Origin of the sequence: Nocardiopsis coralli (assembly GCF_014892575.1) — a bacterium.
Classification (GTDB): Bacteria; Actinomycetota; Actinomycetes; order Streptosporangiales; family Streptosporangiaceae; genus Nocardiopsis; species Nocardiopsis coralli.
Genome location: NZ_JADBGI010000010.1, coordinates 81,996 through 93,725 on the forward strand (window position 1 = coordinate 81,996; position 11,730 = coordinate 93,725).

Genomic DNA, 11,730 nt, shown 5'->3' on the forward strand with positions numbered 1-11,730 from the left:
CCTTTCCTGTGGGGACAACGGTCCTGTGTGGACAACGGCGGGCGGGCCTCGGCCCTCGACGGCTTCAGCCCTTGACTGCGCCGGCCGTCATGCCCGCGACGACGGCCCGGCGGAAGACCAGGGCCAGGACCGCGATCGGCAGCACGGTGGCGACCGAGGCGGCGAAGATGGTGCCGAAGGGGACCTCGAACTCCGACCCGAACAGCGCGATACCGACGGGCACGGTGCGCATGTCGTCCTCGCTGTTGAAGGTCATCGCCATGAGGAACTCGGTGAGGCAGGCGGTGAACGTGAAGACCCCGACCGCGAAGAGCCCGGGGCGGACCGTGGGCAGGATGACCGACCAGACCGTGCGGGTGGTCGAGGCCCCGTCGATCTGCGCGGACTCCTCCAGTTCGTAGGGCAGGTCCTTGAGGTAGTTGCGCATGATCCACACCGCGAACGGCAGGTTGAACGCCACGTACGGCAGGATCAGCCCGACATGGGTGTTGAGCAGCCCGAGGGAGCGCTCGATCATGTACAGCGGCGTCACCACGGCGATGGTCGGGAACACCGAGATCATCAGCAGGAACACCATGATCGGGCCCTTGCCGCGCACGGGCATGCGCGCGAGCGCGTACCCGGCGAACAGCGACAGGCCGAGAACGAAGGTGGTGGCCAGGCAGGCCACGAGCAGGCTGTTGAAGACGTAACGCCCGAACGCGTGCTGCCCGAAGGCCTCCTCGTAGTGGGTGAGGGTGGGCTCGGAGGGCCAGAAGGTGGGCGGCAGGGTGCCCATCTCGCCCGTGGGCGTGATCGAGTTGACGAGCAGCCAGTAGATGGGCGCCGCGGTGACCAGGGCGATGACGACGGCGCTGACGTTGACCGTGTTGAACACACGGCGCCGGCCCCGGCGGCGGGGCGGTTTCACGGCCGTGGTGCTCATCGGCGCACCTCCCCGACCTGGGCGCGGAAGACCTTGAGCGCCAACAGACACATGATCAGGACGATCCCTCCGGTGGTCACGGCGATGGCGGCGCCCGCGCCGAGGTTCAGGCTCTGGAACATCACCCGCCAGCCGAGCAGTGCCAGGGGTTCGGTGGCGGTGCCGGGCCCGCCGCCGGTCATGACGAAGGGCAGGTCGAAGACGCCGAAGGACTGCAGGGTGCGGAACAGGACCGCGATGGCCAGCGTGGAGGTCAGCTGCGGCAGGGTGATCCGCCAGAAGCTGTGCCAGGCGTTGGCGCCGTCGATGCTCGCGGCCTCGTACTGCTCGCGCGGGATGGTGACCAGCCCGGCCAGGACGATGATGGCCACGAACGGGGTGGTCTTCCAGATGTCGGCGATCATCACCGCGGCGATGGCGGGTGCTGGTTCGCCCAGGATCACGACCTCCAGGCCGACCAGGTCGAAGAACCAGGAGATGACGCCGTAGGAGGAGTTGAGCATGAACGCCCACAGCTGGGCGGAGACCACGGTGATCATCGCCCACGGCACCAGGAGCAGGGCCATGAGCCAGCCGCGCCCGGCGGTGAGGCGTTCGAGCACGAGGGCGATGAGGGTGCCCAGCGCCAGCTCCACGGCGACGGTCACGACGGTGTAGAAGAGCGTGAACGCCAGGGCGCTGTACCAGCGTGCGCTGGTGAGCAGGGCGACGTAGTTGTCGAGGGTGGGCCCCTCGAGCTCGAAGCCCGAGTAGGACAGGTCGACGTGCGAGAAGCTCATCGCCAGGGAGAACAGCACCGGGAAGACGGTGACGGCCCCGACGACGACCAGGGTGGGTGTCAGGTAGGCCCACGCGGTGCGGGTCGCGGCGCGGTGGGCCCGGCCGGCGCGGGGTGCGGGCCGGGGCGTGCGGGCGCGCTCGGGTGCGGTGTCCCGGGCCGGGTCCTGGGTGTGGGCGGTCACCTCACAGGCTCCTTCCGTCGAGCGCCGACTGCACGGCGCCGCGGGCCTCGCCGAGCGCGTCCCCGGTCTCCTCGGTCCCGGACAGCACGGCGTTGACGTTGCTGAACACGGCCTGGGAGACCTGCGTGTAGTGCGGTGTGGAGGTGGGGCGGGAGACGAGGTCGTTGTCGGGGGCGGCGGCGATGACCGGGGACAGGGCGCGGATCTCCTCGGACTCGCGGACGGAGTCCAGGGTGGGCACCGTCGAGGAGCGTTCGGCCATCTCCGCCTGGATCTCGGGGCTGGTGATCCAGGTGAGGAAGGCCAGCGAAGCGCCGAGGTTCTCGGTGTGGGGGTTCATGTACACGTTCCACCCGCCGACGCTGGAGGCGCGGGTGTCCTGTCCTTCGAAGGCGGGCATCGCGGTGACGCCGACGTCCCCGGCGATCTCGGACATCCCGGGGTCCTCGGCGGTGGCGTGGGCGTAGGCCCAGTTGCGCAGGAACGCGCTCTGGCCGTTGGTGAAGGACTGCAGGGACTCGGGCTCCTCGAAGGTGGACACCCCGGCGGGGGCCAGGCCCTCCTCGCCCAGGCCGTGCATGAACTCGACGGCCTCGTGGGCGGGTGCGTCGTCGATCGCGGGTGACTCGAGGGCGTCGTCGAGGATCCCGCCGCCGGCCGCGGCAACGAACTCGTTGGTCACGGCGGTCAGGCCCTCGTAGGCGGCGCCCTGGTAGGCGATCCCGTGGTCGACCTCGCCCTCGTCGATGAGCAGGCGGGACTGCTCGGCGACCACTTCCCAGGTGGTGGGCGGCTCGAGGCCGTGCTCCTCGAGCAGGTCGGTGCGGTAGTAGAGGAAGGCCTGGTCGAGGGTGAGGGGGATGCCGTAGGTGCGGCCCTCGTAGGAGGCGGCCTCGACCACGGCGGGGTCGAACCCGTCGAAGTAGTCGTCGGGCAGGTACTCGTCGACGGGCAGCGCGAGGCCTGCGTCGGCCATCTGCGCCGACCAGGCGACGTCGCCGTTGTAGATGTCGGGGGTGGAGGAGCCGCCCATGATCTGCGTGGACAGGCCGGCCCGGTTGGTGTCGACGTTGGTGGGGGCGCTGACGACCTCGACCTCGATCGTGGGGTGGAGGCGTTCGAACTCCTCCACGAGCCACACGCGGGCGTCGTCGCCGCGGTTGCCGAACGGCGCGGCCTGCCAGGTGATGGTGACGGGTTCGTCGGGCACGTCGGTGCTCTGGCCGGCGACGGGGTCGTCGTGGTCGGTGGCGCAGCCGGCCAGGACGGTGGTGACCACGAGCGCGAGGGCCGCCTTGGGCAGGCCTGTGCGCGGGGGTCGGTCGGCGCGTGGGGATCTCACGCCGCTCACCTCGTTTCGCAAACGTTTGCGTCTTGGAACCCAGGAGAGCTCGGCGGGGGACACTGCTCTGACCAGGGTGAAACTCTGTGAAGAGGACGGTAACACGCGAGACATGATGTGACCATATGGGGGAAATCTAGGCAAGCGCTTGCGTAACTGCTACCGTGAGGGCGTGAACGAGCACTCGCCCCCCGGCGGCCCGGCCACCATGGCCGACGTCGCCGAGGCCGCCGGCGTGGCGGTCTCCACGGTCTCCCGGGCCCTGCGCGGCCGTCCCGGCGTCTCCAGCGCCCAGCGCGAACAGATCCTGCGCGTGGCCGACGAACTCAGTTACAGCGTCTCTGCCTCGGCCTCACGGCTGGCCGGCGGGCGCACCGGCGCGGTGGGTGTGCTGGTGCCCCGTATCGACGGCTGGTTCCACTCCACGGCGGTGGCCGGGCTCCAGGAACGCCTGCACGAACACGGCCTGGACCTGGTGCTCTACCGGCTCCAGGGGCGTGAGGAGCGCACGGGGTTCTTCACCCGGCGGGCGTTCCGGCACCGGGTGGACGCGCTCGTGGTCGTGGGCACCACCCTCACCCCGGACGAGGAGGAGCTGCTCGCCGAGGCCGGCCTGCCCGTCGTCGGGATCAGCACCCGCCCCTCCGGCCGACCCTTCGCCGACGTGGACGACCGCGCCGGCGCCGCGGGCGCGACCCGGCACCTGACCAACCTCGGGCACGAGCGCATCGCGATCCTGCGTTCGACCACCCTGCTGGGCACACACGGCGCGGTCTCCCACGACCGCTACGCCGGGTTCTGCGGCGCCATGGCCGAACGGGGCCTGGACGTGCCCGAGGCGTACGTGGTCTCGGCGCCCTGGGGCCTGGAGGGAGGGGCGCAGGCGATGGCGGAACTGCTGTCGGCCGCGACCCCGCCCACCGCGGTCTTCGCCGAGTCCGACGAGGTCGCGATCGGGGCGCTGCGCACGTTGCGGCGTTCCAACGTCGAGGTCGGACGCACGATGTCGGTGATCGGCTTCGACGACCACCAGCTGGCCGAGCTCCTGGACCTGTCGACCGTGGCCCAGCCGGTGCACGAACAGGGGCGCACCGGCGGGGACCTGGTCGTGGAGGCCCTGGAACACGGCCGGGTGGCCGAGCCCGAGCGGGTGCTGCCCACCCGGTTGGTGGTGCGCGGCACCAGCGCCGGGCACTGATCCCTCGCCGCTCCGGATCCATCGCCGCCGGGCGCCCCTCAGGGACGCCGAACGCTCAGGGGCGCTGCCCGGTCAGCACGTTGCTCACCGCCGACAGGTACCCGCCGAACCAGCGGGTGGCGGTGTTCTCGGGCAGTTCGCGCAGCCCGCGGATGGGCACGCGTGGCAGCCGGATGCGCTGCATGCCGTTGAGCGAGGACGTGAAGGAGGCGACCGCGGCCGGGCGGCGGCGCACCTCCTCGTAACGGCGCAGCGCCCAGGCGGCGTCGGCCCGGGCCCCGCTGTCGCTGAGCGCGGTCACCAGCGCCCAGGCGTCCTCCAACGCCTGGTTGGCGCCCTGCGCGGTGGCCGGCGGGAAGGTGTGGGCCGCGTCGCCCAGCAGCGTCGTGTTGTCCTGCCCCCAGGCGCCCTGCACCCGGGTGTTCAGGTGCGGGGCGAAGGTCATGTCCGAGCTCTCGGCCTGGTCCAGGACACTGCGCACGTCCGGGTCGGTCCAGGCGGAGAACAGCTCGCGCAGCACGGGCGCGGGGTCGTCGGTCACCGGCAGGTCGCGGCGCCAGCGCACGTCGAACCACCACTGCACGAGCCCGTGCCCGGCCGGCATGATGCCGCAGGTGCCCTGGCGCCCCTGGGTCAGGGAGGACACGCGCCCGGCCGCACGCGGGGAGTCGAGGGTGGTCAGGCCCTGCCAGCTCGCCCACCGGCCCATGGACGGCGGTTCCTGGCCCAGCAGGTGGGTGCGCACCACCGAGTCGGGCCCGTCGGCGCCCACGACGACGTCGCCGGTGCTGCGGGTCCCGTCGGAGAAGACGGCGCTGGCGGTGCCGTCGGCGTGCAGGCGCACGCCCGTGCACTCGCGTCCGAAGTGGAGCACGCCGTCGGGCAGGTCCTGGGAGAGCCGGTCGAGCAGGGCACGCCGGGGCACGGTGCGTGCGGTGAAGCCCAGGTGTTCGGCGATGAGCGCGACGTCGATGCCGAGGGTGACGCGGCCCTTGGTGTCCCGGGTCTCCAGGACGTCGATGGGCCGGCCCAGGTCGTCAACCTCCACGCCGAGCTCGTTGAGGGCCGCGACGCCGTTCGGGTACAGCCCGACACCTCCCGCCCCGCTCAACCGCTCGTCCCGTTCGTGCACCTCGACCTGGACACCGCGTTCGACCAGACCCGCGGCGAGCGCAAGACCGCCGACCCCGGCACCGATGACCACAACCCGCATACCATCCCCTTTCTTCGTTCCGAGGCTAGTGCGTCCCGTGTGCGGTCCCCATAAGGGTCCGGCCGGGGCAGGCCCCTCAGACACCGCCGAAGACGGACTCGTCGCCGTGGAACCGGGTGGTGGGGCACCACTGGATGAGCATGATCGTGGCGTCGTCGGTGAAGTGTCCTTGCTGGTAGTCGCGGATGTCCTGGATCAGGCGGCGCAGGGTCTCGGGGGTGCGTTCGTCCCCTGCGGTGGCTCGGATGATGAACTCCACGAATCGCTCGAGACCGAACATCTCACCGTGTGAATCACGGGCCTCCACGACCCCGTCGGTGTACATGAGGATCTGGTCGCCGGGTTCGAGCTGGATCTGGTGCAGCGTGTGGCTGCGCCCCTCCTCCAGGCCGAGACCGAGCGGGGGTTCGGCCGGGCGGTCCAGGGCCCCGCCGACGAGTTCCTGGCGCCGGATGAGCAGGGGCGCGGGGTGGCCGCAGTTGATCCAGGAGAACACGCCCCCGGCCAGGTCGAGCGTGGAGAAGACCCCGGTGCAGAACTGGTCGGGCAGCCATTCGGACAGGGCGGCGCCGACGTTGCCTGTGAGCTGGGCCAGGCCCGCTCCACTGCGCCGGGCGTTGCGCGCACCGGCCATGGCCACGGCGGCGGTCAGCCCGGAGGCGAGGTCGTGGCCCATGGCGTCGAGGATCGTGGCGTGCAGGACGTCGCGGGTGATGGAGTGGTCGTAGGCGTCGCCGCCCACCCCGTAGGCCGGTTCCAGGACCGCGGTGGAGACCCCGCGTTCTGTGCCGACCGAGCGCGGGGGCAGGAAGGCGCGCAGCATTTCGGTGCGCAGGTCGACGTTGCGTTTGCGGATCCGGCGCAGATAGGTGTCGCTGTGGGCGCGCTGCGAGTTGATGATCAGGGAGAGCAGGGCCGCCAGGGTCCGGCACCGGTGGAGGGTGGGACGGTCGAGGGCGCCGGCGACCACGTGCAGCACGCCCATGCGGTCGGACCCGTTCATCAGCGGCAGCCACAGGTTCAGCCCGCTCTCGCCCTCGGCCAGGCGCATGGACTCGAAACGGTAGGCCTCGCCGGCCAGGGTGCTGTCCACGTCCAGTTCGGGCCCGGTGACCAGGGGGACGAGGACCCTCTGTTGCAGGTCGACGAGGTGCACGTTGACCCGGGTCAGGCCGAGCGCGCGGGCGTACCGGTCGGCCAGCTCCAGTGCCTCGATCGGGCCGTGGTCGTGTGCGGCCCGCACGAGGTCCTCGAAGACCCGCTCGCTGTCGCTCAGAGCAGGACTCTCCCCCATCTGATCACCCCCGGTGAAGTCTCACACTGTGCGGCGTGCGGGTGGCCGAGCCGCTGAGGCGTGTCCGTGCCCGTCCGGATGTGGTGCACTGCGCGGGGCAGGAGTGCCCCTTCGGACGACCGAGAGCGAGGAGCGACCATGTGCCTGAACGGAACCGGTGAGACGGTGCGCGCGCGTACTGGCGATGCGGCCCCCGACCGGACCGGGGGCCCGGCCCCGGGTGCGTCCGCGTGGCCGTCGCGGCCGGGGCGGGTGGTGGACCTGAGCCACGTGCTGTCGCCGTCGATGGCCACGTTCGACGAGGAGAAGCCGGTACGCGAGACGGTCGACCCGCCGCTGCCCGAGGGCGAGAGCGGGTTCCACCTCAACCGGTGGAGCTTCCTGGAGCACACCGGGACCCACCTGGACGCGCCGGGCCACGTGGTCGGGGGCGGGCGGCTGGTACCCGACATCGCGCCGGAGGAGCTCGTGGTCCCGGCGGTGGTCGTGGACGTGCGGGAGCGGGCCTCGCGGGACCCCGACACGGTGCTCACGGTCGAGGACGTGCTCGACCACGAGCGGGTGCACGGACCGGTCCCGGAGGGCGCCGCCGTGCTCATGCTGTCGGGGTGGGACGCCCGGTGGGAGCGCGGCGATCCCGCGGTGCGGGGGGTGGCCGAGGACGGGTCGTGGCACTTCCCGGGGCTGAGCGCCGAGGCCTGTGCCTTCCTGCTGGAGCGGCGCGGTGCGGCCGGGTTCGGGGTGGACACGCTGAGCACCGACCCGGGGGTGTCCACGGAGTTCCCCGCCCACGAGGTGATCGGGCGGGGCGACCGGTGGGGCCTGGAGTGCCTGACCGGCCTGGAGCGTCTGCCCGCGCGCGGAGCGACGCTGGTGGTCGGGGTGATGCCGGGCGAGGACGCCTCGGGTGCGCCGAGCCGGGTGCTGGCCCTGGTGTGAGCGACCGAGGTGCCGTTTTCCGGTAGCCGCTGCCAGAATTATTGACAGTGACTACCATAATTTCTAGGGCCCCTGAGAGAGCGGGCGATCCCCGCCCGCTTCCCCAGGGAGGTAAGTCCATGGACGTGCTCATCGTGGTGGAGACCGCGTTCGGCAACACCCGGGCCGTGGCGCAACACGCCGCCGAGGCGCTGACCGGCGCCGGACCCGGGGTCCGGGTCGAGGTCGTCACCGCCGCCGACGCCCCCGCGCGGCTCCCCGAGAACACCGGGCTGCTGCTGGTCGGCGGCCCCACCCACGACTTCACGATGTCCAAACCGGGCACCCGCAGCCAGGCCACCGACAAGGGCGCCACCGAGGTCGGGGCCGAGGGCATCCGCGAATGGATCGCCCGGGTCGAGCCGCGTACCGGACTGAGGACGGTCACCTTCGACACCGCCTTCGAGCAGAAGCTGAGCGGGTCGGCGGCCAAGGCCGCCGCCAAGGCGCTGCGCAAGCGCGGCTTCGACCGGGCCGAACGCGGGCCGAGCTTCCACGTGGGTGGGCGCGAGGGCCCGCTGCGCGAGGGCGAGGAGGAACGCACCGCGCAGTGGGCGGCGCAGCTGGTGCACGAGCGGGTCTGAAGGGGCCGGTCACCGCCGCGGGGCCGGACGGGGCCCCGGGTAGGATCCTGTGCGCGCCGGGGCCCGCTCCCCCGCCCGACGAACCGCCGATCCCCCACACGGAGTTCCCTTGAACGACCTCATCGCGCACCTTCTCGTCCTGCTGGGCGCCGCCGTCCCGTGGTTCGAGCTGTTCGTGGTCCCGCCGGCCATCGCGCTGGGGCTGAACCCGGTCATCGTGGCCTTTCTGGGCAACACCGCAGTGTCCTTCGCAGCCATCGCCGGCTCGGCCCGGCTGCTCGCGTGGTGGGAACGCCGCCGCGGACGGCCGATCGGGTCCGGGTCGGCCGGGCAGCGCGGACGCAAGGCCTTCGAACGCTTCGGGGTGCCCGGGCTGGCGTTGCAGGGGCCGTTCCTGTCGGGCATGTACTTCGCGGTGCTGTTCTCGGTCCTGCTGGGCGCTCCGCGCAGGTCGGTGGCGCTGTGGACGGTGGCCAGCAACGCGCTGTGGACCGTCGCGCTCGCCGTCGGCACCGTCGCGGGCGTGGGCGTTCTGACCTGACCCCGCGCGGCGCGGTCAGCTGTTGGCCGCGTGGGCGGTCCGCATCCACCCGAGCACCTCGTCGTCGAGGTCTCCAGGCCCCTCGAGCCCGATCTTCACCGTCACCTGGCCACCCAGTCGGCTTCCGGCTCTGCTGATGCGGGGCGATTCGGGGGCGTCGTCCCAGCGCAGCCCCAGGTCGACGCGGGTGCGGGTGCTGGGAGCAACGACCGCGAACGTGCGTCTGGGTGTGACCAGCGAGACGTAGGTCTTGCGGACCTGGATCTCGGTCTCGCCGACCTCGGGGAGCACAGCGATCACCGCGTCGAAGACGGGACGCAGGTGCCGGCGGTCGGCGTACTGGGCGTCGACCAGTTCGTCGGAGGACTTGGTGAAGAAGTCCGGGTAACCGAAACGTTCGTGCACGAGCAGCATCTGGGAGTACCCGGTCACCCCGCGCTCGGCGAGCCAGGCACGGAGCCCGGCCTCGTCGCCGGGGCCCTCGTCGCGCACCTGGGCGTTCCAGTCCTCCAGTGAGCGGCCGGTACTGCGGCGCAGCAGACCGATCTGCCACTCGCGCATCTCCTGCCAGGACTTGGCCTGCGGGCCGAGCGTGCTCATGTGTCCAGCGTACGCCCGGCCCGCCCGATCGACACCCTCGACCGGTCAGCCGCTGTAGTGGATGGCCAGGTCCGTGCGCCCGGGGTGGATGTCCTCCCGCAGGGCCCGCGTCTCACGTCCGTAGTCGCCGTCCTGCAGCCGGCGGAAGGGGCGGCCACGTTCGTCGGCCAGGCCCTTGACCCGCTCGACCAGGAGCCCGGCCTGCTGCTCGCGCCCCGCGTCGTCGATGCCGTCCGCGTCGTGGACCACGTGGAGGTCGAGCGTCTCGATCCCCACGTACCAGAGGGCGCCGTGAGTCAGCGGGAACAGCAGCGACTCCAGGTCCCCGCTGACGCCGCGCGGCCCCAAGGTGCGCCGGTCGTCTCCGGCGGTGACGATCACGAGCGCCTTGCGGCCCATCAGGCGTCCGTCCCCGTACCGGCGGGGCAGGCCCGTGTCCTCGTCGAACTCGCCCTGGGCGAAGCCGGTCTGCAGGACTCGGTCGACCCAGCCCTTCAGCATCGCCGGCGGCCCGTACCACCAGAGCGGGAACTGCAGCACCAGCAGCTCGGCTGCGGCCAGCCGCTCCTGCTCCCGCCGCACGTCGGGCTCCACCTCGCCCCGGGCGTAGGCGTCGCCCGTCAGTTCGGCGAGGTTGCCGGGGACCGCGGACAGGCTGCCCAGGTCGCGTTCGCCCAGCGCAGGGTCGAACCCGTCGGCGTAGAGGTCGGAGACGGTCACGTCGTACTGCTCGGACAGGGCGGCGCTCCCGGCACGGAGCAGGTGCCGGTTGAGCGAATCGCGCCGGGGGTGCGTGTAGACCCAGTGGGCTCGGCCCGGGGTCGGTTCGTGGAAACTGTTCATGCCTCCATGGGACCGCAGCCCCGTGAGACGGAGAATCGCCGAAGGTCTCACGGGGATCATCGAGCGTCCAGCCGCCGCCGAACAACCCCTAGGCTGGCACGGTGGACACTCTGACCGACGTGCTCAACCACATCCGTTCGTGCGGGGCGCTGCTGGGCCGGACCCTGGCGACCCCGCCGTGGTCCGCGACGTTCGCGGAACGGGCCTCCCTGTCCCTGGTCACGATGCTCCGCGGGGAGGCGTGGATCGTGGACGGCGGCGCGTCCCACCGGCTCGGGCCCCGGGACATCGCCGTCGTCGTGGGACCGGAAACCTTCCACGTGACCAGTGACCCGGACGCGAGCCCCGCGCCCCTGTACGTCCAGATCGAGAACGGGGTGTGCCTCGACGCCGAAGGCCGTACCGCCGACGGCATCTCGCTGGGAACCCGCACCTGCGGAACGGAGTTGGACGCCGAGGACGCTCTCCTGAACGGGTCCTACACCGTCACGGGACGCGTGGCCGACCGGCTGTTGAGCGCCCTGCCGCGTGTGTTCGTGGTGCCGCGGGACGCCCAGCGCACCGCGGCCCTGGAGCTCCTGGAGGCCGAGGTCCTGCGCGAGGAGCCCGGGCAACAGGCCGTCCTGGACCGCCTGTTGGACCTGGTGCTGGTCGGCGCACTGCGGGACTGGTTCGCGCTGCCCGAGGTGAAGGCCCCCGGCTGGTACCGGGCGAGCTCGGACCCGGTGGTGGGCACCGCGCTCGCGGCCATCCACGACGCCCCGCACCGGCCGTGGACCATCGAGCTCCTGGCGCGTGAGGCGCACGTCTCGCGCGCCACACTGGCGCGGCGCTTCACCGACCTGCTGGGTGAGCCACCGATGTCGTACCTGACCGGATGGCGCCTGTGCATGGCGGCCGATCTGCTCGAACGCGACGACTCCACGGTCGAGACCATCGCCCGCGAGGTCGGTTACTCCAGCGCCTACGCCCTGAGCACGGCCTTCCACCGCGAGTACGGGGTCCGCCCCACCCGGTACCGGCGCACGGCGGCAGAAACGGACATGCCCCGCGCCGGGGCGGGGGCATGACCGGGACTCCTCGTGTGTGAGTGGGCGCGAAGGGACTCGAACCCCTGACCTATTGCTTGTAAGGCAACCGCTCTAGCCGACTGAGCTACGCGCCCCGGTGGGTCGACTGGTGATCATACCGGTCTCGCGGCGTGCTGCCGAACCGTTTTGTGCGCAGGCGCCGGTTGTGGCCCCGGGACC

At 71.8% G+C, this 11,730-nt stretch carries 12 protein-coding genes and 1 tRNA gene; 5 read left to right on the forward strand and 8 right to left on the reverse strand.

What is annotated here, in order from left to right:
* Positions 1-64: 64 nt before the first annotated feature.
* The 3 genes from IDM40_RS13135 to IDM40_RS13145 are packed head-to-tail and all read right to left on the reverse strand — an operon-like array spanning position 65 to position 3,229.
* Complete coding sequence (locus tag IDM40_RS13135; protein WP_193122276.1) at positions 65-925, reverse strand: carbohydrate ABC transporter permease; 861 nt, start codon at positions 923-925, stop codon at positions 65-67.
* Positions 922-1,887, reverse strand: a complete 966-nt coding sequence (locus tag IDM40_RS28155; protein WP_193122277.1) for a carbohydrate ABC transporter permease — start codon at positions 1,885-1,887, stop codon at positions 922-924. Before IDM40_RS28155 ends, IDM40_RS13135 begins: the two co-directional genes overlap by 4 nt.
* Position 1,888: 1 nt before the next feature.
* On the reverse strand, positions 1,889-3,229 hold the full coding sequence (locus tag IDM40_RS13145) for an ABC transporter substrate-binding protein (protein WP_193122278.1): 1,341 nt from the start codon (positions 3,227-3,229) through the stop codon (positions 1,889-1,891).
* A gap of 172 nt (positions 3,230-3,401) precedes the next feature.
* On the opposite strand from IDM40_RS13145, the gene IDM40_RS13150 reads away from it, so the two are divergent.
* The gene (locus IDM40_RS13150; protein ID WP_216630734.1) at positions 3,402-4,427 is read left to right on the forward strand and encodes a LacI family DNA-binding transcriptional regulator; all 1,026 of its coding nucleotides are present in this window, start codon (positions 3,402-3,404) and stop codon (positions 4,425-4,427) included.
* Positions 4,428-4,482: 55 nt separating this feature from the next.
* On the opposite strand, the gene IDM40_RS13155 is transcribed toward IDM40_RS13150, so the two are convergent.
* Both IDM40_RS13155 and IDM40_RS13160 read right to left on the reverse strand, forming a co-directional pair.
* Positions 4,483-5,640 (reverse strand): FAD-dependent oxidoreductase, encoded by a 1,158-nt coding sequence (locus IDM40_RS13155; RefSeq protein ID WP_193122279.1) that lies wholly within the window; start codon positions 5,638-5,640, stop codon positions 4,483-4,485.
* Positions 5,641-5,716: 76 nt separating this feature from the next.
* On the reverse strand, positions 5,717-6,934 hold the full coding sequence (locus tag IDM40_RS13160; protein WP_193122280.1) for a PP2C family protein-serine/threonine phosphatase: 1,218 nt from the start codon (positions 6,932-6,934) through the stop codon (positions 5,717-5,719).
* A 138-nt stretch (positions 6,935-7,072) separates the two neighbouring features.
* On the opposite strand from IDM40_RS13160, the gene IDM40_RS13165 reads away from it, so the two are divergent.
* From IDM40_RS13165 to IDM40_RS13175, 3 genes are all read left to right on the forward strand, one after another.
* Positions 7,073-7,873: a cyclase family protein gene (locus IDM40_RS13165; protein ID WP_193122281.1), complete on the forward strand. Its 801-nt coding sequence runs from the start codon at positions 7,073-7,075 to the stop codon at positions 7,871-7,873.
* A gap of 119 nt (positions 7,874-7,992) precedes the next feature.
* Positions 7,993-8,496, forward strand: coding sequence for a flavodoxin family protein (locus IDM40_RS13170; RefSeq protein WP_193122282.1), 504 nt, complete (start codon positions 7,993-7,995; stop codon positions 8,494-8,496).
* Between the two features lie 109 nt (positions 8,497-8,605).
* A complete protein-coding gene (locus tag IDM40_RS13175) occupies positions 8,606-9,037 on the forward strand; it encodes a hypothetical protein (RefSeq protein ID WP_193122283.1) in 432 nt (143 codons plus the stop codon).
* 15 nt (positions 9,038-9,052) lie between these two features.
* Here the strand turns inward: IDM40_RS13175 and IDM40_RS13180 are convergent, their stop codons facing one another.
* Positions 9,053-9,637 (reverse strand): DUF5655 domain-containing protein, encoded by a 585-nt coding sequence (locus IDM40_RS13180; RefSeq protein ID WP_193122284.1) that lies wholly within the window; start codon positions 9,635-9,637, stop codon positions 9,053-9,055.
* A 45-nt stretch (positions 9,638-9,682) separates the two neighbouring features.
* Positions 9,683-10,480: an NAD(P)H-dependent oxidoreductase gene (locus tag IDM40_RS13185; RefSeq protein WP_193122285.1), complete on the reverse strand. Its 798-nt coding sequence runs from the start codon at positions 10,478-10,480 to the stop codon at positions 9,683-9,685.
* Between the two features lie 101 nt (positions 10,481-10,581).
* Here IDM40_RS13185 and IDM40_RS13190 point away from each other — a divergent pair, with 101 nt between their 5' ends.
* Positions 10,582-11,550, forward strand: a complete 969-nt coding sequence (locus IDM40_RS13190; RefSeq protein WP_193122286.1) for an AraC family transcriptional regulator — start codon at positions 10,582-10,584, stop codon at positions 11,548-11,550.
* Positions 11,551-11,571: 21 nt separating this feature from the next.
* On the opposite strand, the gene IDM40_RS13195 is transcribed toward IDM40_RS13190, so the two are convergent.
* Positions 11,572-11,645 (reverse strand) — tRNA-Val (locus IDM40_RS13195).
* Positions 11,646-11,730: the final 85 nt, after the last annotated feature.